Origin of the sequence: Brevefilum fermentans (assembly GCF_900184705.1) — a bacterium.
GTDB classification, from domain to species: domain Bacteria; phylum Chloroflexota; class Anaerolineae; order Anaerolineales; family Anaerolineaceae; genus Brevifilum; species Brevifilum fermentans.
On the sequence record NZ_LT859958.1, the window covers coordinates 583,511 to 604,298 of the forward strand.

Annotated in this window: 35 protein-coding genes; all 35 read left to right on the forward strand. The window is 51.7% G+C overall.

Annotation, left to right across the window (positions count from 1 at the left end; genetic code table 11):
• Positions 1 to 38 precede the first annotated feature (38 nt).
• The 35 genes from rpsJ to murJ all read left to right on the forward strand — a co-directional run bounded on the left by rpsJ (position 39) and on the right by murJ (position 20,476).
• The gene (gene rpsJ / locus CFX1CAM_RS02575) at positions 39 to 347 is read left to right on the forward strand and encodes a 30S ribosomal protein S10 (protein WP_087861512.1); all 309 of its coding nucleotides are present in this window, start codon (positions 39 to 41) and stop codon (positions 345 to 347) included.
• 314 nt (positions 348 to 661) lie between these two features.
• The gene (gene rplC, locus CFX1CAM_RS02580; protein ID WP_087861513.1) at positions 662 to 1,291 is read left to right on the forward strand and encodes a 50S ribosomal protein L3; all 630 of its coding nucleotides are present in this window, start codon (positions 662 to 664) and stop codon (positions 1,289 to 1,291) included.
• Positions 1,292 to 1,332: 41 nt separating this feature from the next.
• Positions 1,333 to 1,962 (forward strand): 50S ribosomal protein L4, encoded by a 630-nt coding sequence (gene rplD / locus CFX1CAM_RS02585; protein ID WP_087861514.1) that lies wholly within the window; start codon positions 1,333 to 1,335, stop codon positions 1,960 to 1,962.
• Between the two features lie 13 nt (positions 1,963 to 1,975).
• On the forward strand, positions 1,976 to 2,281 hold the full coding sequence (gene rplW / locus CFX1CAM_RS02590; protein ID WP_087861515.1) for a 50S ribosomal protein L23: 306 nt from the start codon (positions 1,976 to 1,978) through the stop codon (positions 2,279 to 2,281).
• Positions 2,281 to 3,126, forward strand: coding sequence for a 50S ribosomal protein L2 (rplB, locus tag CFX1CAM_RS02595; protein WP_087861516.1), 846 nt, complete (start codon positions 2,281 to 2,283; stop codon positions 3,124 to 3,126). The genes rplW and rplB overlap by 1 nt, the downstream gene beginning before the upstream one ends.
• A gap of 32 nt (positions 3,127 to 3,158) precedes the next feature.
• The gene (rpsS, locus tag CFX1CAM_RS02600; RefSeq protein WP_087861517.1) at positions 3,159 to 3,452 is read left to right on the forward strand and encodes a 30S ribosomal protein S19; all 294 of its coding nucleotides are present in this window, start codon (positions 3,159 to 3,161) and stop codon (positions 3,450 to 3,452) included.
• A gap of 12 nt (positions 3,453 to 3,464) precedes the next feature.
• A complete protein-coding gene (rplV, locus tag CFX1CAM_RS02605) occupies positions 3,465 to 3,806 on the forward strand; it encodes a 50S ribosomal protein L22 (RefSeq protein WP_087861518.1) in 342 nt (113 codons plus the stop codon).
• A 45-nt stretch (positions 3,807 to 3,851) separates the two neighbouring features.
• Positions 3,852 to 4,529 carry a 30S ribosomal protein S3 gene (gene rpsC / locus CFX1CAM_RS02610; protein ID WP_087861519.1) on the forward strand — a complete coding sequence of 226 codons (678 nt, stop codon included), beginning with the start codon at positions 3,852 to 3,854 and terminating at the stop codon, positions 4,527 to 4,529.
• A 44-nt stretch (positions 4,530 to 4,573) separates the two neighbouring features.
• Complete coding sequence (gene rplP / locus CFX1CAM_RS02615) at positions 4,574 to 4,996, forward strand: 50S ribosomal protein L16 (RefSeq protein WP_087861520.1); 423 nt, start codon at positions 4,574 to 4,576, stop codon at positions 4,994 to 4,996.
• Positions 4,997 to 4,998: 2 nt separating this feature from the next.
• Positions 4,999 to 5,214: a 50S ribosomal protein L29 gene (gene rpmC / locus CFX1CAM_RS02620; protein WP_087861521.1), complete on the forward strand. Its 216-nt coding sequence runs from the start codon at positions 4,999 to 5,001 to the stop codon at positions 5,212 to 5,214.
• Positions 5,211 to 5,492: a 30S ribosomal protein S17 gene (gene rpsQ / locus CFX1CAM_RS02625; protein ID WP_087861522.1), complete on the forward strand. Its 282-nt coding sequence runs from the start codon at positions 5,211 to 5,213 to the stop codon at positions 5,490 to 5,492. Before rpmC ends, rpsQ begins: the two co-directional genes overlap by 4 nt.
• 3 nt (positions 5,493 to 5,495) lie before the next feature.
• Positions 5,496 to 5,867: a 50S ribosomal protein L14 gene (gene rplN / locus CFX1CAM_RS02630; protein WP_087861523.1), complete on the forward strand. Its 372-nt coding sequence runs from the start codon at positions 5,496 to 5,498 to the stop codon at positions 5,865 to 5,867.
• A 22-nt stretch (positions 5,868 to 5,889) separates the two neighbouring features.
• A complete protein-coding gene (rplX, locus tag CFX1CAM_RS02635) occupies positions 5,890 to 6,216 on the forward strand; it encodes a 50S ribosomal protein L24 (RefSeq protein ID WP_087861524.1) in 327 nt (108 codons plus the stop codon).
• A gap of 20 nt (positions 6,217 to 6,236) precedes the next feature.
• Positions 6,237 to 6,779, forward strand: coding sequence for a 50S ribosomal protein L5 (rplE, locus tag CFX1CAM_RS02640; protein WP_087861525.1), 543 nt, complete (start codon positions 6,237 to 6,239; stop codon positions 6,777 to 6,779).
• Position 6,780: 1 nt separating this feature from the next.
• Positions 6,781 to 6,963, forward strand: a complete 183-nt coding sequence (locus CFX1CAM_RS02645) for a type Z 30S ribosomal protein S14 (protein WP_087861526.1) — start codon at positions 6,781 to 6,783, stop codon at positions 6,961 to 6,963.
• Positions 6,964 to 6,982: 19 nt separating this feature from the next.
• Positions 6,983 to 7,396 (forward strand): 30S ribosomal protein S8, encoded by a 414-nt coding sequence (gene rpsH, locus CFX1CAM_RS02650; RefSeq protein WP_087861527.1) that lies wholly within the window; start codon positions 6,983 to 6,985, stop codon positions 7,394 to 7,396.
• 27 nt (positions 7,397 to 7,423) lie between these two features.
• A complete protein-coding gene (gene rplF, locus CFX1CAM_RS02655) occupies positions 7,424 to 7,969 on the forward strand; it encodes a 50S ribosomal protein L6 (RefSeq protein WP_087861528.1) in 546 nt (181 codons plus the stop codon).
• Positions 7,970 to 7,987: 18 nt separating this feature from the next.
• Positions 7,988 to 8,353, forward strand: a complete 366-nt coding sequence (gene rplR / locus CFX1CAM_RS02660; RefSeq protein ID WP_087861529.1) for a 50S ribosomal protein L18 — start codon at positions 7,988 to 7,990, stop codon at positions 8,351 to 8,353.
• 13 nt (positions 8,354 to 8,366) lie between these two features.
• Positions 8,367 to 8,879: a 30S ribosomal protein S5 gene (gene rpsE, locus CFX1CAM_RS02665; protein ID WP_087861530.1), complete on the forward strand. Its 513-nt coding sequence runs from the start codon at positions 8,367 to 8,369 to the stop codon at positions 8,877 to 8,879.
• Between the two features lie 2 nt (positions 8,880 to 8,881).
• Positions 8,882 to 9,076 (forward strand): 50S ribosomal protein L30, encoded by a 195-nt coding sequence (gene rpmD, locus CFX1CAM_RS02670; protein WP_087861531.1) that lies wholly within the window; start codon positions 8,882 to 8,884, stop codon positions 9,074 to 9,076.
• Positions 9,077 to 9,088: 12 nt separating this feature from the next.
• Positions 9,089 to 9,544, forward strand: coding sequence for a 50S ribosomal protein L15 (gene rplO / locus CFX1CAM_RS02675; protein WP_087861532.1), 456 nt, complete (start codon positions 9,089 to 9,091; stop codon positions 9,542 to 9,544).
• A gap of 34 nt (positions 9,545 to 9,578) precedes the next feature.
• A complete protein-coding gene (gene secY, locus CFX1CAM_RS02680; protein WP_087861533.1) occupies positions 9,579 to 10,913 on the forward strand; it encodes a preprotein translocase subunit SecY in 1,335 nt (444 codons plus the stop codon).
• 14 nt (positions 10,914 to 10,927) lie between these two features.
• A complete protein-coding gene (locus tag CFX1CAM_RS02685) occupies positions 10,928 to 11,584 on the forward strand; it encodes an adenylate kinase (protein ID WP_087861534.1) in 657 nt (218 codons plus the stop codon).
• Between the two features lies 1 nt (position 11,585).
• Positions 11,586 to 12,368, forward strand: coding sequence for a type I methionyl aminopeptidase (map, locus tag CFX1CAM_RS02690; RefSeq protein ID WP_087861535.1), 783 nt, complete (start codon positions 11,586 to 11,588; stop codon positions 12,366 to 12,368).
• 60 nt (positions 12,369 to 12,428) lie between these two features.
• On the forward strand, positions 12,429 to 12,542 hold the full coding sequence (gene rpmJ, locus CFX1CAM_RS02695; RefSeq protein ID WP_087861536.1) for a 50S ribosomal protein L36: 114 nt from the start codon (positions 12,429 to 12,431) through the stop codon (positions 12,540 to 12,542).
• An 11-nt stretch (positions 12,543 to 12,553) separates the two neighbouring features.
• Positions 12,554 to 12,943: a 30S ribosomal protein S13 gene (gene rpsM / locus CFX1CAM_RS02700; protein ID WP_087861537.1), complete on the forward strand. Its 390-nt coding sequence runs from the start codon at positions 12,554 to 12,556 to the stop codon at positions 12,941 to 12,943.
• 112 nt (positions 12,944 to 13,055) lie between these two features.
• Entirely contained in the window at positions 13,056 to 13,460 is a 405-nt protein-coding gene (gene rpsK, locus CFX1CAM_RS02705; protein ID WP_087861538.1) for a 30S ribosomal protein S11, read from the forward strand.
• A 28-nt stretch (positions 13,461 to 13,488) separates the two neighbouring features.
• The gene (rpsD, locus tag CFX1CAM_RS02710; RefSeq protein WP_087861539.1) at positions 13,489 to 14,124 is read left to right on the forward strand and encodes a 30S ribosomal protein S4; all 636 of its coding nucleotides are present in this window, start codon (positions 13,489 to 13,491) and stop codon (positions 14,122 to 14,124) included.
• A gap of 57 nt (positions 14,125 to 14,181) precedes the next feature.
• Complete coding sequence (locus CFX1CAM_RS02715; RefSeq protein ID WP_173745453.1) at positions 14,182 to 15,147, forward strand: DNA-directed RNA polymerase subunit alpha; 966 nt, start codon at positions 14,182 to 14,184, stop codon at positions 15,145 to 15,147.
• A 4-nt stretch (positions 15,148 to 15,151) separates the two neighbouring features.
• A complete protein-coding gene (gene rplQ / locus CFX1CAM_RS02720; protein WP_087861541.1) occupies positions 15,152 to 15,535 on the forward strand; it encodes a 50S ribosomal protein L17 in 384 nt (127 codons plus the stop codon).
• Positions 15,536 to 15,560: 25 nt separating this feature from the next.
• On the forward strand, positions 15,561 to 16,298 hold the full coding sequence (truA, locus tag CFX1CAM_RS02725; protein WP_087861542.1) for a tRNA pseudouridine(38-40) synthase TruA: 738 nt from the start codon (positions 15,561 to 15,563) through the stop codon (positions 16,296 to 16,298).
• Positions 16,299 to 16,356: 58 nt separating this feature from the next.
• Positions 16,357 to 16,797 (forward strand): 50S ribosomal protein L13, encoded by a 441-nt coding sequence (gene rplM / locus CFX1CAM_RS02730; protein ID WP_087863214.1) that lies wholly within the window; start codon positions 16,357 to 16,359, stop codon positions 16,795 to 16,797.
• A 17-nt stretch (positions 16,798 to 16,814) separates the two neighbouring features.
• Entirely contained in the window at positions 16,815 to 17,210 is a 396-nt protein-coding gene (gene rpsI / locus CFX1CAM_RS02735; RefSeq protein ID WP_087861543.1) for a 30S ribosomal protein S9, read from the forward strand.
• Positions 17,211 to 17,387: 177 nt separating this feature from the next.
• Positions 17,388 to 18,881, forward strand: coding sequence for a nucleoside triphosphate pyrophosphohydrolase (gene mazG, locus CFX1CAM_RS02740; RefSeq protein WP_087861544.1), 1,494 nt, complete (start codon positions 17,388 to 17,390; stop codon positions 18,879 to 18,881).
• Positions 18,878 to 20,476, forward strand: coding sequence for a murein biosynthesis integral membrane protein MurJ (murJ, locus tag CFX1CAM_RS02745; RefSeq protein WP_087861545.1), 1,599 nt, complete (start codon positions 18,878 to 18,880; stop codon positions 20,474 to 20,476). The genes mazG and murJ overlap by 4 nt, the downstream gene beginning before the upstream one ends.
• Positions 20,477 to 20,788: the final 312 nt, after the last annotated feature.

The window sequence follows — 20,788 nt, forward strand, 5'->3', positions numbered from 1 at the left end:
CGATCTGTAATGATATTGATTTAGGAGTAGCAAGTAATATGGCTAAACAAAAGATTCGAATACGCCTGAAGGCATATGATCATCGAGTAATCGATCAATCTGCAAAACGAATCGTAGACACCGCGGAGCGCAGTGGAGCGCAGGTCGTGGGACCGGTACCTTTACCGACCAAGATCGAACGTTTCACCGTGACCCGCTCGCCTTTTGTCGATAAGGATTCTCAGGAGCATTTTGAGATTCGCACGCACAATCGCTTGATTGATGTGTTGGACCCCGATTCAAAAACGATTGACATGCTGATGCGCCTGAATTTACCGGCCGGCGTCGATATTGAAATCAAAATTTAGCTTAGATTAAAGGGTTGCCTGCAAACGGGTTTGGGTGCTCAGCTGATCGTACGAAAAAATTCATCAGCAAAGTCACTTCCTTTTGCAGGGAATCAATAACAAAAAGTGCTTGGCATATTTGCCAGGCGGTGGTAGAATAATCAGGTTTTGGCTTAAAAGCCAGACCATTGAGGCAGCATAAGAGCCTTTCTCGCCGTAGTCCTGAAAAAATGGGTGGTCGCGGGAGAAACGTTGACTGTGCTGCGTTCGGAGATGATGCAGCCTTGCCCAGGCTAACAGTCTCGTCAAGTAAATTTTACAGGAGAATAAGGCATATGTTTAAAGGGCTAATTGGACGCAAAGTCGGAATGACCCAGATTTTCGACGACAACGGGATTGCACAACCCGTAACTGTTATCGAAGCTGGGCCTTGTTATGTAACCCAGATCAAAACCAAGGATAAGGACGGTTATTCCTCTGTCCAACTCGGTTTTGAAGAGGTTAAACCCAAGCGATTAACACGGGGACAGTTAGGGCACCTCGAGCGTAACACCTTACCACCATTGCGGATATTACGAGAATTTAGAACAAAATCACCCAACGTCGCCGAGGGCGACCGGTTGGGTGTTGATGTTTTTGAAGCCGGAGAGCGAGTTGATGTCGTTGGAACCAGCAAAGGACGTGGATTTGCGGGTGTAGTCAAGCGCCACGGCTTTGGCGGTGGGCTGAAAACCCACGGTCAATCGGACCGTCATCGGGCACCCGGGTCGATGGGTGCCGGCAGTACGCCAGGACGTATCTTTAAAGGTAAGAAGAATCCCGGGCGCATGGGCAATGAACGGGTGACCTCATCGAATGTGCGCGTGGTGTTGGTTGACCCAGAACGCAACCTGATCGCAGTTGATGGTTCTGTGCCTGGCCCGAAGGGCGGAATGGTTCTGATCAAGACTGCCCGGAAACATTAGACGCCCGCCTGGGCGATAACCAGTTATGGAGTTGAGTAATCATGGAAGTTGATGTTGTCAACATGAAGGGAAAGAAAGTCGGCACAGCAGAGTTGCCGCCGGCGATTTTTGAAGCCCCAATTAAAGTTGATCTCATGCATCAGGCATATGTCAGGCAAATGGCCAACAAACGCCTGGGCACGCATGCGACTAAGGGTCGTAGCGAGGTCGCGGGTGGCGGAAAGAAGCCCTGGCGCCAGAAAGGTACCGGACGTGCTCGGCAGGGTTCGACCAATGCGGCACAATGGGTAGGCGGCGGGGGAATCTTCACGCCCAAACCGCGCTCCTATGAGAAGGCGATGCCAAAGAAGATGCGCAGGGCTGCTCTGCGGTCTGCCTTGTCCGTCAAAGCCTCCGAGAGTGAGATCATCCTGGTGGATGAGTTGAAGCTTGAGGAAATAAAAACTAAAACTATGGCGGAAGCGCTGCGCGCCATCGCTGGCGATGAGATGGTTTTGCTGCTGATCCCGTCAAACGATCCGGAGTACCTGGATGTTAAACGCGCAAGCGCAAACCTGACGAATGTCAAACTGCTGATGGCTAATTATCTGAACATCCGTGACCTGCTGGGATCGAAACAGGTTGTGGTCCCGCTGGCCGCGCTGGATGTTATCACAGGTTATCTCGGATAGGTAGGAATGTATCATGAAGAAAACTGTATTTGAAATCATTCGCCGACCGATTGTCACTGAGAAATCGAACTATCTGTCTTCATATCACAACCAGTACGTGTTTGAAGTTGACAAACGTGCGACTAAAACTGCGATTCGGGAAGCGATTGAAACGATTTTCGATGTGAAAGTGGATCGTGTCAACACAATGTTGGTACCCGCTAAACAATCACGTAATTTGCGCAATCGTCAAATGCGGACCCGCTCCAGCGCTTATAAAAAAGCGATTGTGACCCTGGCAGAAGGCGAGCGCATCCCGATTTTTGAAGGGGTTGAGTAATGGCAGTAAAAATTTATAAACCGACATCACCTGGTACCCGACATAAGACGGGCTACACCTTTGAAGAGATTACTAAGACCAAGCCGGAACGCTCGTTAATTGTTCCATTGAAAAAACACTCGGGGCGCAACATGTACGGCCGCGTCACGGTTCGTCATCGCGGTGGTGGGCACAAGCGCTTCATCCGTTTGGTGGATTTTAAACGGGACAAGCTTGATATTCCAGCCAAGGTGGCAGCGATCGAATACGATCCTAACCGTTCGGCGCGATTAGCCTTGCTGCACTACGTTGATGGCGAAAAACGCTATATTATTGCGCCGGTTGGCTTGAAGGTGGGTGACACGATTGTTTCCAGTGAAGTGACGGATATCCGCCCTGGGAACAGTATGCCCCTCTCGAGCATCCCCACGGGCACAACCATTCATAATATTGAGTTGCAACCCGGCAAGGGCGGCCAGATGGTTCGCTCGGCGGGGGCATCAGCACAATTGCTGGCTAAGGAAGGCCGTTATGCGCAGGTGCGCCTCCCCTCGGGTGAGGTCAGGCTGGTGCTGCAAAATTGCCGGGCGACGATTGGGCAGGTTGGCAATATCGAGCACGGGAATATCAAGCTGGGTAAGGCCGGGCGAAGGCGCCTGATGGGTTGGCGTCCCGCTGTACGGGGTTCTGCCATGTCCCCGCGTGACCATCCTCATGGAGGTGGTGAAGGCCGTTCGCCGATTGGTATGCCCGGGCCAAAGACCCCCTGGGGTCAACCCACCCTGGGCAAGAAAACCCGAAAAAATAAACGTACCAATAAATATATTGTTCGCCATCGCTCCAAAGCGAAGCGGCGTCGTAAGTAACCGATTATTGTAGCGAAGAAGAGGACGAAACTATGTCGCGATCGCTGAAAAAAGGGCCGTTTGTAGACCCGAAATTGTTGAAAAGAATTGAAGACATGAACGAAAAAGGCGAGAAAAAGGTCCTTCGGACCTGGAGTCGTGCCAGCACGATTTTCCCCCAAATGGTGGGGCATACCATCGCTGTTCATGACGGACGCCGCCATGTGCCGATTTACATCACAGAAAATATGGTCGGTCATCGTCTGGGTGAATTTGCGCTGACGCGATTCTACCGGGGCCATGTTGTCGCCAGTAAATCTGATCGTCGCGGCGGTAAGAGAAGGTAAGGATAAGACGTTATGCCTACAGATATTCGAGCGAAATTGAGCAATCTAAACACATCGGCTCAAAAGGCGCGGCTTGTGATTGATCTCGTACGCGGACAACCTGTGTTGGAAGCATTGGACATCTTAACCTTTACGCCCAAAAAGGCTGCAGTGCCCGTTCAGAAATTACTCTGGTCGGCGATTGCCAATGCAGAAGAAAATTTTGGCGTATCACGCAATGATCTTTATATTTATCAGATCTATGCGGATGAAGCGCCGACGCGCAAATGGCGTCGGTTTGGCGCCCGCGGTCGGTTTAAACCGATATTGCGGCGGCGCTCGCATATCACGGTTGTTCTGAGAGAGGTTGAGTGACAGCATGTTTGAAGATTGTGTCAGTAACAGGAGCCAGGAGTAAATATGGGTCGTAAAATACATCCGATTGGATTTCGGCTGAAAATAAACAAGCCTTGGTTAGCCCGCTGGTTTGCAGATGGTAAGGAGTACCAGGATCAATTGCATGAGGATCTTGCGATTCGGAAGACAATTCGAGAGAGCAATGACCGCGCCAGTGTTTCTGCGATTGAAATCGAACGCTTCCCCGGAAAGATCAAGCTCTTTATTCACACCGCTAAACCGGGGATTCTGATCGGTCGCAGAGGTGAAAATGTTAATAAACTTCGCTCCAATTTGGAAGAACTGACGGGCAAGAAGATTGACCTGGAAGTCAAAGAGATCAAATCTCCCAACCTGGATGCCCGCCTGGTAGCAGAAAATATTGCCGATCAGCTGGTAAAACGGATCAGCTATCGCAGAGCCATGCAACGGGCGATTCAGCAGGGTATGCAAGCTGGCGCTGAAGGCGTGAAGGTGATGGTATCCGGTCGATTAGGAGGCGCAGAAATGTCTCGTAGCGTCTGGTTGCGTGAGGGGCGTGTACCTTTGCAGACATTACGTGCTGATATTGATTATGCCCAGACGGAAGCGTTGACAACCTATGGTCAGTTGGGAATCAAGGTTTGGATTTATAAAGGTGAAATTATGCCCGAAGCGGAAGAAGAGACTGAAACCACTGAAGGCGTTTATGTCAGCGAGTAAAATCGTAGCCGGTTATTTGTCCGGCAAATAGCGAGGTAGTCATTATGTTAATGCCAAAACGAGTTAAGTACCGCAAACAAATGCGCGGCCGAATGAAGGGCAAGGCATATCGCGGCTCTGATGTGTCCTTCGGAGATTTTGGACTGCAAGCTTTGGAACCGGGTTATATCAGTGCTCGGCAGATTGAAGCTGCCCGTCGGGCGATCGTGCATGCGATGAAGCGGCGTGGCAAGGTTTGGATCCGAATTTTTCCTGACAAACCCTACACCAAGCGTGCTGCTGAGACGCGGATGGGCAAGGGAAAAGCCCCTGTCGACCATTGGGTGGCTGTCGTGAAACCCGGCCGGATCATGTTTGAAATTGGTGGAACGGATCCCAGCACAGCTCAGCGAGCCCTGACCCGGGCGAAATATAAGCTGGCAGTGAGGGCTAAAATCGTCTCACGTGACGTGCCAGGAGAGGCGTAATTATGAAAGCAGCAGAAATTCGAAAAATGAAGATCCCTCAAATTGAGGAAGCGTTGATGGATGCCCGTCACGAATTACTGAATCTCAGGTTTCAAACGATTACCGGCCAGTTGACCGACACCAGTCGAATTCGGTTCGTTCGCCGGGATATTGCCCGGATGGAAACCATCTTAAGAGAAAAACAGTTGGCTGAGATGGCCGAGGAGAGTGAAGCATGAACAAGCGACGTCGATTGACCGGGACTGTGATCAGTGACAAGATGCAAAAGACCGCTGTTGTTGAGGTCGTACGCGTTTATCGGCACCCCCTGTATCACAAAGTTGTTCGCACTGCAAAATCCTATAAGGCGCATGACGAGTTAGGCGCCAACCTTGGCGACCGTGTCAGAATTGTGGAAAGCAAACCGATTTCCCGCACCAAACGCTGGGTTGTCGAGAAGATTTTGCAGGTTGAGGAACGTTCTGAAGACGATACTGTGGAAGAATTGGGAGTTTGACCCATGATTCAAAAGGAAACGCGATTAAAAGTTGCCGATAACACTGGTGCGAAGGAGATTTTGGTGATTCATATCATCGGTGGTTCGCGCCAGCGTTACGGGTATGTCGGAGATATTGTTATTGGAACAATTAAATCCGCTGCACCGCATTCAACGGTTAAAAAAAGCGAAATTGTCAAGGCTGTGATTGTTCGTGCATCGAAGGAATGGCGGCGGAGCGATGGCTCCAGCATTCGTTTCGACGATAATGCCGTGGTCATCCTCGATGCTGACGGTGTTAACCCGCGCGGAACTCGTATCTTTGGCCCGGTATCACGTGAGCTTCGAGAAAAAGGATTTATGAAAATTGTCTCGCTGGCACCGGAAGTGCTTTAGCCATGTTGACAGGAGTGTAAGAATGAAAGTAAAGATACGAAAAGGCGACCGCGTGATCGTAATCAGCGGCAAAGATAAAGGGAAGACCGGTGAGGTGATCCGGGTGATCCCGGAAAAAGGGCGTGTGGTTGTCCACGGTGTTAACCTGCGGATCAAGCATCAAGCGCAAACCCAATCACGGGGTAGGACCATCCCTGCTGCCAAAGTTGAGTTTGAAGCACCGATCCATATTTCCAATGTGATGCTGGTTGATCCTAAGGACGGTAAGGGCACCCGTGTTCGCATTCAGCGAAAAGATGGAAAAGTGATCCGTATTTCAGCCCGCACCGGTACACCGATTGATAAATAAGAAGGTCTTTGGAGTAAGTCATGAATAGACTAAAAGAAATATATAAGGAAGAAATCGCTCCAGCACTGCAAGAGGAGTTGTCCATCGGTAATATCATGGAAGTCCCCACGATTAAAAAAATCGTGATCAATGTTGGCGTTGGCGATGCCCTGGATAACCCCAAAGCCCTGGACGAAGTTGTGCGGGATCTGACGACCATTTCAGGTCAACAACCGGTTGTCACCAAGGCGAAGAAATCAATTGCGAACTTCAAGTTGCGTGAAGGTCGAACAATCGGCGCAAAGGTGACCCTGCGTGGTGACCGAATGTGGGCTTTTTTGGATCGCCTGGTCAATATCGCTCTTCCCCGAGTACGTGACTTTCGTGGGATCTCTGCTGACGCTTTTGATGGGCGTGGGAACTACACCCTGGGGCTCGACGAACAACTGATCTTCCCCGAGATCAACTATGACGACGTAGGGATATTGCGTGGCATGGAAGTCAGTATTGTGACCACGGCAGAGACTGATGATCAGGCTCGAGCGTTATTAACCAAAATAGGGATGCCGTTCAGGAAAGGATAGTATGGCTAAAAAATGTATGATGTATCGCGAGACGCGGCGAAAATATTCTAACCAGGTCGTGAACCGTTGCAGGCGCTGTGGACGACCCAGAGGTTATATTCGTAAGTTTGGTTTATGCCGTATTTGTTTTCGGGAATTAGCCCTGCAGGGAAAAATTCCTGGTGTGACCAAATCATCGTGGTAGATCGGCGGAGGAAGTATCGATGAGTTTTTCAGATCCAATTGCAGATATGCTGACCCGGATCCGTAATGTTGCAATCAACAACGGGACAATGGTGAGTATGCCCAGTTCAAAGATCAAGGTGGAAATCGCCCAGATTTTATTGGAAGAGGGCTTTATTGAAGGTTTCCAGGTGGTTGAAGGAAACAAGCCTCACCAGAAAGTGTTGAGGATCCAGTTGAAATATATCGACGAACGACGCAATCGACGCCCGTTGATTTCCGGTCTTGAGCGCGTCAGCCGACCTGGACGTCGTGTTTACACCCGGTCGACGGATATCCCCTGGGTGCTTTCGGGGATCGGTATCGCGATTTTATCCACACCGAAGGGTGTGATGACAGACCGCCGGGCGCGCAAAATGGGCGTTGGCGGCGAGGTTTTGTGTAAAGTATGGTAGCGCCTGGCGCTAGAGGAGGTACGAGCTGTGTCTCGAATAGGACGATTACCAATTGAGGTTCCGGCAGGCGTTGAAGTTAAAATTGATGGCTCTTATGTGAAAGTCAAAGGCCCGAAGGGCGAACTGGAATGGACTTTTTCGCCGGACATTGTGATTAAAAAAGAAGATGGGATCATTGTTGTCGAACGTCCCAGTGATCAACCCACCCACCGCTCTTTGCACGGTACCAGCCGTGCAGTGCTCAACAACATGGTGGTTGGGGTCAGCCAGGGCTTTGAGCGCATTCTTCTGATCGAAGGTGTCGGCTATCGGGCTGAAATGGATGGTGATAACCTGGTTTTGAATGTGGGTTATTCTCATTCTGTGGTTGTGAAGCCACCTGAGGGCATCAGCTTCGAGGTGGATACCCGGGCGCGTCAGATTAAAGTTTCCGGCTATGACAAGCAAGTTGTCGGCCAGGTTGCTGCGAATATCCGCAGAGTGCGACCCACCGAGCCCTATAAAGGCAAAGGTATTCGCTATCAGGATGAACGAGTTCGCCGTAAAGCCGGTAAGGCTGGTAAGACCTCATAAAGATGAAGGTGAGATATTATGGCAAGAAAAACACGAAATGAAGCTCGATTACGCCGTCACTTTCGCGTACGGAAGAAAATTTTCGGCAGCCCTGAGCGACCGAGAATGAATGTGTTTCGCAGCTCGAAAGAGATCTATGTGCAGGTGATTGACGATTTTCGCGGTCACACCCTGGCCAGTGCATCGAGCATCGACCAGGAGTTGCGCCCAGAAATGATCGGTCTGACAAACATCGAGCAGGCGAAAAAAGTAGGTCAGGCGATTGCTGCTCGCGCGCAGAAAATTGGCATTAAGCAGGTTGTTTTTGATCGTGGTGGATATCAATACATCGGCCGTGTGAAGGCTTTGGCCGAAGCTGCCCGCGAAGGCGGCCTGGAGTTCTAAGAAAGAGGCGTATATGTCGGACTACCAAACCGAAAGTATGTATGATGAGCGCGTGATTGATATTACACGCGTGGCAAAAGTTGTCAAAGGTGGACGTCGGTTTTCTTTCCGAGTGGTGATGGTGATCGGAGATAATGCAGGCAGCGTCGGTTTGGGCATTGGAAAAGCCAATGCCGTTCCCGAAGCCATTCGCAAGGCTAACGACCGTGCCCGTAAGGATATGCGCCGGATCAACCTGAGCGGAACATCGATTTCTCACCAGGTGATTGGCAAGCAAAGCGGTGCACGCGTTCTTTTGAAACCCGCCGCTCCTGGTACCGGTGTGATTGCTGGTGGTGGCGTGCGTGCTGTTTTGGAAGCACTGGGGGTGCACGATATTTTAACCAAGTCGCTCGGGAGCAGTAATATTTTGAATGTGGTGCGTGCCACTTTCAACGCGTTGGACCAACTGAAATCCCCCAAGGAGCAGGCTGCTTACCGCGGTTTACCCATAGAACGAACAAGACCCTTTTGGGAGCGAGATTAATTATGGCTAGAAAAAAACAAACCCAACTGGAAATCACCCTGGTAAAAAGCCCGATTGGCTATTCAAAACGGCAAAAGGCAACTTTGCGGGTTTTGGGTCTGAAGAGGCTCAATCAAACTGTGACCCACGTGGACAGTGTTGTCTTACGAGGCATGCTTGACAAGGTGTCGCACCTGGTCGTTGTTCAAGAAGCGTAAGGAACTGTTATTATGAAATTACATGATTTAAAACCAAATGAGGGCGCGCACAAAGATCGCAAACGGAAGGGCCGTGGAACGGGTTCCGGCTATGGAAATAATAGCGGCCGCGGCCGGAAAGGCCAAAACTCGCGCACCAGTGGCGGTGTCCGCCTGTATCATCAGGGCGGTAACCTTCCTTACTACAGGAAGTTGCCCTTTATGCGCGGTGTGGGTTTTCGCTCGATCAATCGTGTGCGCTATGCCGAAGTGAACCTGGAAAAACTGAGCGATTTTCCAGCCGACACGGAGATCACACCCGAGATCTTGCTGGAATCGGGCATTATTAACGATCTAAGAACCCCTGTAAAGATTTTGGGGCGCGGTGAAGTTTCTGTCGCCCTGACTGTTAAGGCTCACAAAATATCTGCCAGCGCCAAGGAAAAAATCGAAAGCGCGGGCGGCAGTGTAATTTTGATCCAGGCGTAACTATTAGCCTCAGATTGTTAAAGGAGACCTGATTATGAAACGGTCAGCTTGGCGCTATCTTTGGAAATCAAAGGATATTCGGCGAAAACTTCTCATTTCGCTGGCATTACTGGCGATCTACCGGTTTGCCTCAAACGTGCCGGTGCCTGGCATTGACAGGGAGCTGGTGTCGCAGCTCACGCGAACCAGCGGAGCAGCGGGCGGTTTGATCAACCTGCTGGACATGCTTTCCGGCGGTGCTGTATCGAACTTTTCGGTTTTGGCAATGGGCGTGTACCCGTACATTACCGCTCAAATTATTCTCCAATTGTTAATCCCGATCATCCCAGCGCTTGAGAAAAAAATGCAAGATGATCCGCGCGAGGGGCGTGCCTGGATGGAAAAATGGACCATGATCCTGACCATCCCCATGGCCGTCCTTTCTGCCATTGGTCAGATCAATATTTTTAATGCGATCCTCGGTCAGAGTGTTGCTGTCCGGTTTGGCTTTTCAGGCGATGTGCTGATTCCCACACTGGCAACGCTGCTTTCGATGATCGCAGGCACCATGTTTGGCGTTTGGCTGGGTGAATTGATCTCTGAGTTCGGTATCCGAGGTCAGGGTCTTTCACTGATCATTTTTTCGGGCATCGTCTCGAGTTTACCGAGGAACCTGGTCACGTTAGTTACAGACCCAACGTGGTGGTGGTTGATCTTCATCGTGGTGACGTTGCTGGTGGTGACGATTTATGCGATCGTCTATGTGCAGGAAGGTCGCCGACACGTACCGGTGATGTTCCCCGGGCGCCGGGTGGGCAGCAGGATGTCCATGCCGGTAAAGAGCACGGTACCTTTAATGGTCAACATGGCCGGCATGATCCCGATTATCTTTGCGCAATCGCTCATGACCTTTCCGACGATTTTGGCCAGCTTTTTCGTCAATTCTAAAACAAAATGGGTGCATAATCTTGCCCTGGGCATCCAAAAAGTCCTCGGGGGTCAAGGGGTGATCTACCCGATTTTGTTCTTTATCATGGTGGTATTGTTCACCTTTTTCTACACTGACATTTTATTTGCGCAACAGAATTATGGTGAAAACCTGAAAAAGCAAGGTGCACAGATCCCGGGAGTGGCGCGTGGTGCTCCAACCCAGCGTTATCTGACCAGGGTGCAACGCAGGATCACCCTGCCGGGAGCATTGTTCCTCGGCGTGGTGGCGGCACTGCCCTTTGCTCTGGGCTTATTGTTGCCGCCGGATTTACAAACGACGCAGATTTTCCTGGTGTCATCCTCAGGCTTGTTGATTGTGGTCGGCGTGGTGAGAGATACATTCTCGATAATTGAATCTGACCTGAAGTCGCACGGCTACGATGACCGTTTAATCAGTTAGGCTGGAATGTTCTTGTGAAAACGCCGTTATTCATCGTCCTTTTGGGTCCGCCAGGTGCCGGCAAAGGCACCCAGGCAAAGAGACTTGCCCAGGCGCTGGGCCTGGTTCACATCTCAACCGGTGACCTGTTTCGGGAACATTTAAAAAATGAGACTGTATTAGGTCAGCTGGCACAAAGTTTTATGAGTAAAGGCGAGCTCGTGCCGGATGATGTGACGATTAAGATGGTGGAAGAGCGGTTGGCGCAACCGGATTGTGAACAGGGCGCCGTACTGGATGGTTTTCCGCGCACGCCTGCTCAGGCAGAGTCGCTGCAAGACCTTCTTTCTCAGTTTGGCGTGGGTGTAAAGGTCGCCCCATTGATTGCGGTACCGGACGACGTTCTGGTTGAGCGCTTGAGCGGACGCTGGATGAGCACTTCTGGTCGAGTTTACCACGCGCTTTATAACCCGCCCGCTGTAAAATGGATCGATGACGTGGATGGCTCTGAGCTTTACCAGCGTGATGATGACAAGCCGGAGACGGTTCGCCATAGGATCGAGGTCTATCGCGAGCAGACCGCCCCATTAATTGATTATTTCCTTAAAAAAGGCTTACTGGTTGAAATCGACGGCACTCAGGCGATTGATTGTGTGACCGAAAACCTGATGAAAGCTGTTAAGGAGGCTTGAGATGATTTCCTGGGAGCAATCCATTAATATTAAAACCCCGCAGGAAATCGAGATCATGCGCGAGGCAGGGCGCATTAATGCGGAAGCGCTTCAGGCTGCGGTCAGCCTGATTGAACCCGGGGTGACCACGGCAGAATTGAATGCCGCCTTCGAGGCGGTTCATCGGCAATACGGTGTTTATTCGCCGTTCAAGAATTATCCCGGACCCTACCCCTATCCCGCCAGCATTTGCACCAGTGTGAATGAAGAACTGGTGCATGGCATTCCGGGCGATCGGAAGCTTGAAGAAGGCGATATTGTCAGCATCGATTGCGGCACGGTTTACCAGGGATTTGTCGGCGACATGGCCGTTACCGTTGGAGTGGGTGAAATCAGCCCGGACGCACAGAGGTTAATCAAGGCAACTGAACATGCGCTCAAGCTGGCTATCGCAAATCTGGTGACGAATAACACCATTGGCGACATTGGTTTTGCGGTGCAAACCTATGTTGAAAACCAGGGTTACCATGTAACCCGGATGTATACCGGGCACGGTGTGGGAAGAAAAATGCACGAAGGACCCCAGGTGCCCAATTATGGAAAACCAGGCTGGGGAATTCGTCTGCGTGAAGGTATGACGATTGCGCTTGAACCCATGGTGCTGGTTGGAACACCGGATACGGTGGTCAAAGCCGACCAATGGACGGTTGCCTCAGCGGATGGATCGCTAACTGCGCATTTTGAACATACAGTTGCGGTCACTGCAGATGGACCGATGATTTTGACGCTTTTGAATGAAAACTAGACGAACGACTCGATAGAAAGTATAATTGGCAGTTTGCAGCAAGTTAGAAGGAGTATGAACATGAAAGTATCAGCATCAATCAAGAAGCGCTGTGCAAAATGCAAAATTGTTAAGCGCAGTGGTCGTTTGTATGTGATTTGTGAAAACCCGAAACATAAACAACGACAAGGATAAGGAAATAGACAATGGCACGTATTGAAGGCGTTGACCTCCCCCGCGAAAAACGCATTGAAATTGGTCTAAGGTACATTTATGGAATTGGACCAACCCGGGCAAATGAAATTCTCGAAGCAACCGGTGTTAATCCTGACATTCGTGTTAAGGACCTGTCGGAAGCTGATGTTTTCAAGCTGCGTGAATATATCGCTGGAAATTACACGGTCGAGGGTGATTTGCGCCGCCAGGTGCAGATGAATATCAAGCGTTTGATGGACATCGGCTCTTACCGCGGCCACCGTCACCGGCGCGGCTTGCCCGTTCATGGGCAGCGCACGAAGACCAATGCCCGCACCCGCAAGGGTCCTAAGAAAACGGTTGCTGGACGCGGCCGTCGCAGAGGTGTTGGCAAGAAGTAAGATGAGTTTGAATCGGCTGTTATGCTGGTCTGTTTGGGGTTTTCCTTCCTTCTTTTCCCCCGCGGCAAGACAGGCTTTGCGTTGGCCATCAAGATTGAGTGAGTGAGGTAAAATGGCAAAAAAACCACAACGATCGCGGCGAGTCACAGGGGCACGCAAAATTAAGCGCCAGATGTCGTCGGCACAAGTGCATGTGCATGCAACTTTTAACAACACGATCATCACGGTAACCGATCAAATTGGAAATACGGTGTGTTGGGGCAGTGCTGGGTCGGCGGGCTTTAAAGGTTCACGAAAAAGCACGCCCTTTGCAGCACGCATGGCAACGGAACAGGTGATTAAAACGGCACAGGGTTTTGGCATCCAGGAAGTTGACCTGATTGTCAAGGGCCCAGGGCCGGGCCGAGAGGCTGCCATCCGTGCCGTGCAGAGCCTGGGAATCACGGTCCGATCGATTGAAGATGTGACACCGGTTCCCCACAACGGCTGCCGTCCGCCCAAGAGACGCCGCGTCTAAGCAAGATTTATTAAAAAGAGAGGAATCAATGGCAAGATATACAGGACCGGCATGCAAATTGTGCCGGCGAGAAGGCGAGAAATTATTCTTAAAAGGAGCGCGTTGCTTTTCGCCCCAGTGTGCAATGGAACGACGAACCTATCCCCCAGGGGAACATGGCCGCATGAGTGGGCATGCAGGTCGTCAATCGGACTACTCAAGACAATTACGCGCCAAGCAAAAGGGAAAGCGCATTTATGGTGTGCTTGAACGACAATTCAGACGCAATTTCAATGAAGCACGCCGCCGCCCTGGTTTGACGGGATTGAACTTGCTTCAAATTTTAGAGACCCGTTTTGACAACATCGTCTTTCGTGCAGGTTTTGCCGAGAGCCGCAGCCATGCGCGTCAAATGATCAGTCACGGTCATTTTATACTTAATGACCGCCGAAACGACATCCCATCTACGAACCTTAAACCAGGCGACAGGTTTGCTGTTCGGGAAGCTTCTAAACAAACTGAATTTTTTAAAGTTTTGCGTCAGTCAGATCCGGTTCGCAACGCGCCTGCTTGGATTGAGGCGAATCTGGAGAATCTTTCTGGTCGGGTCATCCGTCTGCCGGAACGGGCTGAAATTGACGGCAATTTGAATGAACAGCTGATTGTTGAGTATTACTCACGGTAGCGCTGGAAATGGTAGTGCATAGGATGCACGGATAAGGGGAACGAGGTGACTGGAATAATGAGTATGGTAAAACCAAAAGTTGAACGGATCGCTGAAGCGCGTAATTATGGCAAATTCTTAATCAGTCCGTTAGAACGTGGCTTTGGAGCGACGATCGGCAACGCTTTGCGTCGAGTCCTCCTGTCATCGCTGGAGGGCGTTGCGGTTACATCCATCCGCATCACCGATGTTATGCATGAATTCAGCGATATTGAAGGTGTGCGCGAAGATGTAATCCAGTTGATATTACAGTTCAAACAGTTGCGCATGAAAATGTACGGATCAGACGTATCTCATCTCCGCCTGGAAGTCGACGGCGAGGGTACGGTCACTTCAGCGGATATCATCTGTCCTCCTGAGGTTGAAATTATCAACCCTGATCTTTACCTGTTCACTGTTGACAGCAATCAGGCGAGGTTCGACATCGATATTACCGTAGAACGTGGACGGGGATACTCACTGGGCAATGAACGCAGCGGGAACCTGCCCATCGGCGAGTTGGTGTTGGACGCGATTTTTTCACCGGTAAGCAAAGTGAACTGGACGGTGGGCTCAGCCCGAGTTGGGCGGAGCACGGATTACGATAGCGTTGAGCTTGAGATTTGGACCGATGGGAGCATTGCGCCTGAAGAAGCCCTGAGTCAATCATCGCGCATTTTGATTGATCACCTGCGGTACATTGCAGGCATCAGCGAAGAATTGCTGGTAACCACTCCTCCGGAAAGGCGCGAATCCACTCTAAAGATCAACAGCGAAATTGCTGAGATACCTATTGAAAGCCTTGACCTGACGGTACGGGTGTTTAACTCACTCAAGCGCACCGGGATTACCCATGTTGGGGACGTACTGGAATTGCTAAACAAGGGCGAGGATGCGATCCTTTCCATCAGGAACTTTGGCGAAAAGAGTCTGGTTGAATTGAAAGAAAAGATGATTGAGAAAGGCTTCCTCAAAGAAGAAAAGGAAGAAATAACGGAGAATTAGAATTATGCGACATAAAGTCAAAGGCTTTCGGCTTAATCGCAGCAGTGGACATCGCACGGCGATGCGACGAACGATGATCAGGCAGCTTTTTGAGCACGGGCGCATCAAAACCACGCTGCCCAAGGCAAAATCGATTCAGCCGCACGCGGAAAAATTAATTACCCTGGCGCGCAACGCTCAAAATGCAGATGAAATCGTCGGTATTAATGCCCGGCGTAAAGCGTCAGCGGAATTAGGAAACGGAAGCCGCCCGATTGTTCAGAAATTATTTGATGATATTGGACCGCGCTATGTCAGCCGGAATGGCGGGTATACCCGGATATTAAAACTGGGACCTCGCCTGAGCGATGGCGCTGAGATGGCGGTCATAGAACTGGTTGAAGATTAATCCACCCGGAAATATATGACACCGGATGGGTACAGCACTTTACAAAATTATTCTTGCTTATAACGGAACAGCATTTGCCGGGTTTCAGCGGCAGGCTGCAGCGCGGACGGTTCAGGCTGAACTGGAAACTGCGTTGGAAAAGCTCGGTTGGCAGGGCAGCACGATTTTGGCTGCCGGAAGAACGGATGCGGGTGTGCACGCCAGGGGACAGGTGGTCAGCTTCCACTTAGACTGGAAGCATTCGCCTGAAGACCTGCGCAACGCCCTGAACCATTACCTGCCCAAGGATATGGCGGTTCAATTCGCCAGCGAGGCGCCAGCGGATTTCCATCCCCGTTTTGATGCCAAATGGCGCCATTACCGCTACCGGATCTACTGTCAACCCGTGCGAGATCCCTTGAGAGCAGACTTTGCCTGGCGGGTTTGGCCCGGGGTGCAGGTTGATCGGATGAACGCCGCTGCGGCAGACCTGGTCGGTTCGCATGATTTCAGGGCTTTTGGCAGTCCAATGACCGAGGATGGCGTGACCATTCGCGAAGTGTTTCAAGCGACCTGGTCGGGTGACGGTGACGAATTTTATTTCGACATTACTGCCAATGCCTTTTTGTTCCACATGGTGCGACGGATCGTGTTTGTCCTGGTGACTGTTGGACAGAACCAGGCGCCGACCCGTGTGGTTGCTGAAGGCTTAACCCGTGGCGAGTTGGCGCTGACAGGGCTGGCTCCGTCCGCGGGCCTGGTGCTGGAAGCCGTTGGATATTAGCAAGGAAAAATGTGGATTTCATCTGTCAGGTATTCCCTGAGGATGGCATCTTTGAATGATGGAGAGTTTGATTGTGAATAAAACATATGTACCTAAAGGTCAAGTTGAGCGAGAGTGGTTGTTGGTGGATGCCGAAGGGCAAAACCTGGGCCGCCTGGCGACAAGGATAGCCCAGTTATTGTTGGGAAAACATCGCCCGGATTACACGCCCGGTGTTCTGATGGGCGCCAATGTGGTGGTGATCAACGCTGAAAAGGTGGAGGTTTTCCCCACCCGCCTGGAGAGTAAGGTGTATTATCACCACTCGGGTTATCCCGGAGGTATTAAAGAAATCAACCTGAAACGCCAGTTCGAAAAGTTTCCCGAAAGGGTGATCGAGAAGGCCGTTTGGGGGATGATTCCCAAGAATAAATTGGGTCGCAGGCAGTATAAGAACCTGCATGTTTATGCAGGGCCGAAGCATCCGCACTATGCACAACAACCCGAATTGATTGATTAAGAGGAGAGATCGACTGTATGGATAATCGCTATTACGAAGGTGTTGGTCGGCGAAAACAGAGTTCTGCGCGTGTACGCGTGATGGCTGGCTCCGGCGTGTTTACCGTCAACGGTAAGGAAATCGAGGCGTTTTTTACCCGCATGGGCGACGCATTGGAAATCGTCAATGCGTTCGCGGTTGCGAACTATGCAAAAAATAAATACGATGTTAGCGTCCTGGTGCAGGGCGGCGGCGTGACCGGTCAGCGAGACGCTGTCAAATTAGGTTTAGCCCGCGCTCTGGTAAAAATGGACGAGGAATTGCGCTCGCCCTTACGCCAAAGCGGCTACCTGACGCGTGATCCACGCGTAAAGGAACGCAAGAAACCCGGCCTCAAACGAGCTCGCAAGGCACCCACCTACACCAAGCGTTAATCGCTCCAGCCTGTGGACTGGATGCCGTGTTGATTTGGTTTCAGAGCCTGGCTGTTGGGGAAAAGCCTGCAGTTCAGCCTGATTCGACCAAACACACACAAAATAAGACTGATACTGTGCATAGAGACGTTTTAACAAAACGTCTCTATGGGTTAAAAAACTGAATTGAGAAGAAAAATGACAAATAATGAGGGCAAAGGGTTTCGAACAGGCATTACCTTGCTGGGATTGGGTCCGGGCGACCCGGCTTCCCTGACGCGCAGAACCTGGTCTTGGCTGGAGGGAATTGACATCCTGTATCTGCGTACGGCACATCATCCCAGCGTCTCTCACCTGCCGGCACATCTGGTCATCGAGAGCTTTGACCCGTTTTACGAGCGCTACGATGATTTTGAATCCGTTTATGAAGCAATTGTTGAGAAAATTCTTCACCTGGGGATGAACACGAGGGTGACTTACGGCGTGCCCGGGCACCCGTTCGTGGCTGAGGCAACTTGCCCTGAAATCGCCCGGCGGGCAAATCAGGTTGGCATCCCCGTGCAGGTGATTGACGGCTTGAGCTTTTTAGAGCCGACCTGGCGTGCCCTGGGGGTGGATCCTTTTCCCAACACAAGCCTGGCAGACGCACTTGAGATCGCCATGCGCCAGACGCCGGGTTTTCCGCCCTCATCGCCGGCTTTGATCGCGCAAATCTATGACCGAGATGTAGCTGCTGCGGTCAAGCTGACCTTGATGACAGCTTACCCGGATGAGCACCCGGTGTTTCTTGTACACGGCGCGGGAACCGATGCTGAGATCGTGGAAGAACTTCCCCTGCATGAAATTGACAAAAGCCCGCATATCCGGCTGCTCAGCTCGTTATACGTTCCGCCGCTCTCACCGCAGGCTTCCTTTGAGGCTTTCCAGGAGGTGATTGCTCGATTGCGGGCGCCCGATGGCTGTCCCTGGGACCGTGAGCAAACGCACCTGACCCTGCGACCCTTTTTGCTGGAGGAGGCTTACGAAACTCTGGACGCGCTGGACCGAGAGGATATGGTCGACCTGGAGGAGGAGTTGGGCGATTTGTTGCTGCAAATCTTGCTTCATGCTCAGATTGCTGAGGAACAAGGTCATTTCAATATCCATCATGTAATTGAAGGCATCGCGAACAAGTTGATCCGGCGGCATCCTCACGTATTTTCGGGTAGGGCTGTAGACGGAGTGCAGGGCGTGATCCGCAGTTGGGAAGAAATCAAAGCCGAGGAACGCCAGGCGCATGAGGTTGGCGAGAAAAGCGGCATCCTCGATGGTGTTCCGACCGCGCTTCCGGCACTCTTACAGGCTGAGCACATCATTGAAAGAGTCAGCCGGGTGGGCTTCCAGGGCTTGTCTTCCCTGGGTGAGTTGGACACCATCCGGGAGGGGCTGGAAGCGTTAGAAGCGTCGCAAGCAAAGGCAAAACAGACGATATTTGGTGAACTTTTGCTGGGGCTGACCAGCCTGGCGCATCGCTTTGGCATTGACGCAGAATCTGCCCTGCGGGAAGCTCTGAATCGCTTTAGAGATCGGTTCGGGATGATGGAAGCAGAGGCGCTGGCGACCGGGGAGAAATTGATCGACCTTTCAACAGAAGAGCTTAGCCGGCGCTGGAACCAGACGCTGGGCGCTGGACAGGAACAGGCGGCAGTATGAACGCACCGACCAGAACCTCATCGAGCGCCAACCAGCAAATCGCCCGAGCTACCGGCACGGTGATGGCAGCTTTTGTGATATGCAACCTGGTCGGATTGGTGCGGGGAATGGTGATCACGCGCGCCTTTGGCACCTCGTTGGAATTCGATTCCTTCAATGCAGCCAACCGCATTGTGGAATTGCTGTTCAATCTGGTGGCTGGGGGGGCTTTGGGCTCGGCTTTTATCCCCATGTTCACGGGCTTCCTGGCTAAAGAAGACCGGGAAGGCGCCTGGCGGCTGGCATCGGGTGTCATCAACCTGGTGTTCCTGATTCTGGTCATTATCAGTGTTTTGGCGTGGATCTTCGCGCCGCAGATGATGTCCGACGGGCTGTTTTTGCTGGTGCCAGAGTCGGACCCGGTGCAAGAGGCGCTGACCGTGCAGCTCTTCCGTATTATGCTGCCCTCGGTGATCCTGTTTGGCATCAGCGGGCTGGTAATGAGCATCCTGAACGCCCACCAGAACTTCCTGATCCCCTCGCTGGCGCCGGCATTGTATTCCCTGGGGATGATTGCTGGAACGCTGTTCCTGCCAGAAGCCTGGGGCATTCAGCGCCTGGCGATCGGCGTGGTATTGGGCGCCCTGCTGCATCTGCTGATCAAAATCCCTGCTTTGTGGCGGCTGCCGGGGCGGGCATTCCATGCCTATTTAGGTTTAAAGAACCGCGCCGTGTTGGAGGTGTTCCGGTTGATGGGGCCGCGCTTGCTGGGGGTGGCTATTGTTCAGATGAACTTTATCGTCAACACGATCATCGCATTGGGACAGCCGGAGGGGAGCGTTTCGGCAGTTGTTTTGGCTTTCAGCCTGATGCTGATGCCGCAAATGGCTGTGGCGCAATCCGCGGCAATCGCCTCGTTGCCGACCTTTTCTGCCCAGGTGGCGCTGGGAAGTATCGACGAGATGCGCCGCTCGCTGGCTTCCACGCTGCGGGCGATCATCCTGCTCTCGCTGCCGGCGTCGGTCGGTTTGATCCTGCTGCGCTATCCGCTGGTGCAGCTTTTGTATCAGCGGGGTGAGTTCTCCGCCCGCTCGACGGAGATGGTGGCGTGGGCGTTGTTGTGGTACGCCGTTGGGCTGGTCGGGCATGCGCTGGTGGAGATTCTCTCACGGGCTTTTTATGCCCTGCATGATACGCGCACCCCGGTCACCGTGGGGGTCATCGCCATGGGTTTGAATATCGGTCTCAGCCTGGGATTTTCGGCCTGGTTTGCGCAAATCGGATGGATGCCGCATGGCGGGTTGGCGTTGGCCAACTCGGTAGCGACCGGGTTGGAGTCGATTGCCCTGGTGGTTTTGATCCGCAGGAAGCTGGACGGGTTGGAGGGGGGTTATGTATGGCGCGGCGTGGGCGTCAGCGCGGCGGGAACGGCTTTGATGGCTGCGGCTGTGCTGGGTTGGCGCGCCATGGTCGGTGGAGGGTCGCTCGTTGTGGAGCTGTTTGGCGCGCTGGGGATGGGGGTGATGGTTTATGTGGGGTTGATGTGGGTGACAAAGGTGCCTGAACTGAGGGGGATGGCGAGGGCGGTGATGCAAAGGATAAAGAAAAGCAAATAGACGGACGGAAGACGGGTGACCGGGGACGGGCACAATAAGTGCTTTGCAAATATAAACCCTGAAAAAATCAAATAAGAATTACATAGAGTGTTATTATTAATAACGAATACATAAGTTATTTTTTGATGAGATTCAGAATACACTTTAAACAGGAAAATATGTCCCAAGTTTTACTAAACGAGATCGAATTGCGCTCTGTGTCCTTGAAAATTTAAGGCTTAATTCAGAAAGACTCAATCCTTCTTTAAATTTCATAACCAATTCCTCGTCCTCTACAGGAGACCATTCCCAACAATTCATTTTTCAATTTAT

Coding starts and splice junctions, on each gene's coding strand:
- rpsJ (WP_087861512.1), top strand. CDS start 39: ATGGCTAAACAAAAGATTCGAATACGCCTGAAGGCATATGATCATCGA.
- rplC (WP_087861513.1), top strand. CDS start 662: ATGTTTAAAGGGCTAATTGGACGCAAAGTCGGAATGACCCAGATTTTC.
- rplD (WP_087861514.1), top strand. CDS start 1,333: ATGGAAGTTGATGTTGTCAACATGAAGGGAAAGAAAGTCGGCACAGCA.
- rplW (WP_087861515.1), top strand. CDS start 1,976: ATGAAGAAAACTGTATTTGAAATCATTCGCCGACCGATTGTCACTGAG.
- rplB (WP_087861516.1), top strand. CDS start 2,281: ATGGCAGTAAAAATTTATAAACCGACATCACCTGGTACCCGACATAAG.
- rpsS (WP_087861517.1), top strand. CDS start 3,159: ATGTCGCGATCGCTGAAAAAAGGGCCGTTTGTAGACCCGAAATTGTTG.
- rplV (WP_087861518.1), top strand. CDS start 3,465: ATGCCTACAGATATTCGAGCGAAATTGAGCAATCTAAACACATCGGCT.
- rpsC (WP_087861519.1), top strand. CDS start 3,852: ATGGGTCGTAAAATACATCCGATTGGATTTCGGCTGAAAATAAACAAG.
- rplP (WP_087861520.1), top strand. CDS start 4,574: ATGTTAATGCCAAAACGAGTTAAGTACCGCAAACAAATGCGCGGCCGA.
- rpmC (WP_087861521.1), top strand. CDS start 4,999: ATGAAAGCAGCAGAAATTCGAAAAATGAAGATCCCTCAAATTGAGGAA.
- rpsQ (WP_087861522.1), top strand. CDS start 5,211: ATGAACAAGCGACGTCGATTGACCGGGACTGTGATCAGTGACAAGATG.
- rplN (WP_087861523.1), top strand. CDS start 5,496: ATGATTCAAAAGGAAACGCGATTAAAAGTTGCCGATAACACTGGTGCG.
- rplX (WP_087861524.1), top strand. CDS start 5,890: ATGAAAGTAAAGATACGAAAAGGCGACCGCGTGATCGTAATCAGCGGC.
- rplE (WP_087861525.1), top strand. CDS start 6,237: ATGAATAGACTAAAAGAAATATATAAGGAAGAAATCGCTCCAGCACTG.
- CFX1CAM_RS02645 (WP_087861526.1), top strand. CDS start 6,781: ATGGCTAAAAAATGTATGATGTATCGCGAGACGCGGCGAAAATATTCT.
- rpsH (WP_087861527.1), top strand. CDS start 6,983: ATGAGTTTTTCAGATCCAATTGCAGATATGCTGACCCGGATCCGTAAT.
- rplR (WP_087861529.1), top strand. CDS start 7,988: ATGGCAAGAAAAACACGAAATGAAGCTCGATTACGCCGTCACTTTCGC.
- rpsE (WP_087861530.1), top strand. CDS start 8,367: ATGTCGGACTACCAAACCGAAAGTATGTATGATGAGCGCGTGATTGAT.
- rpmD (WP_087861531.1), top strand. CDS start 8,882: ATGGCTAGAAAAAAACAAACCCAACTGGAAATCACCCTGGTAAAAAGC.
- rplO (WP_087861532.1), top strand. CDS start 9,089: ATGAAATTACATGATTTAAAACCAAATGAGGGCGCGCACAAAGATCGC.
- secY (WP_087861533.1), top strand. CDS start 9,579: ATGAAACGGTCAGCTTGGCGCTATCTTTGGAAATCAAAGGATATTCGG.
- map (WP_087861535.1), top strand. CDS start 11,586: ATGATTTCCTGGGAGCAATCCATTAATATTAAAACCCCGCAGGAAATC.
- rpmJ (WP_087861536.1), top strand. CDS start 12,429: ATGAAAGTATCAGCATCAATCAAGAAGCGCTGTGCAAAATGCAAAATT.
- rpsM (WP_087861537.1), top strand. CDS start 12,554: ATGGCACGTATTGAAGGCGTTGACCTCCCCCGCGAAAAACGCATTGAA.
- rpsK (WP_087861538.1), top strand. CDS start 13,056: ATGGCAAAAAAACCACAACGATCGCGGCGAGTCACAGGGGCACGCAAA.
- rpsD (WP_087861539.1), top strand. CDS start 13,489: ATGGCAAGATATACAGGACCGGCATGCAAATTGTGCCGGCGAGAAGGC.
- CFX1CAM_RS02715 (WP_173745453.1), top strand. CDS start 14,182: ATGAGTATGGTAAAACCAAAAGTTGAACGGATCGCTGAAGCGCGTAAT.
- rplQ (WP_087861541.1), top strand. CDS start 15,152: ATGCGACATAAAGTCAAAGGCTTTCGGCTTAATCGCAGCAGTGGACAT.
- truA (WP_087861542.1), top strand. CDS start 15,561: ATGGGTACAGCACTTTACAAAATTATTCTTGCTTATAACGGAACAGCA.
- rplM (WP_087863214.1), top strand. CDS start 16,357: ATGGAGAGTTTGATTGTGAATAAAACATATGTACCTAAAGGTCAAGTT.
- rpsI (WP_087861543.1), top strand. CDS start 16,815: ATGGATAATCGCTATTACGAAGGTGTTGGTCGGCGAAAACAGAGTTCT.
- mazG (WP_087861544.1), top strand. CDS start 17,388: ATGACAAATAATGAGGGCAAAGGGTTTCGAACAGGCATTACCTTGCTG.
- murJ (WP_087861545.1), top strand. CDS start 18,878: ATGAACGCACCGACCAGAACCTCATCGAGCGCCAACCAGCAAATCGCC.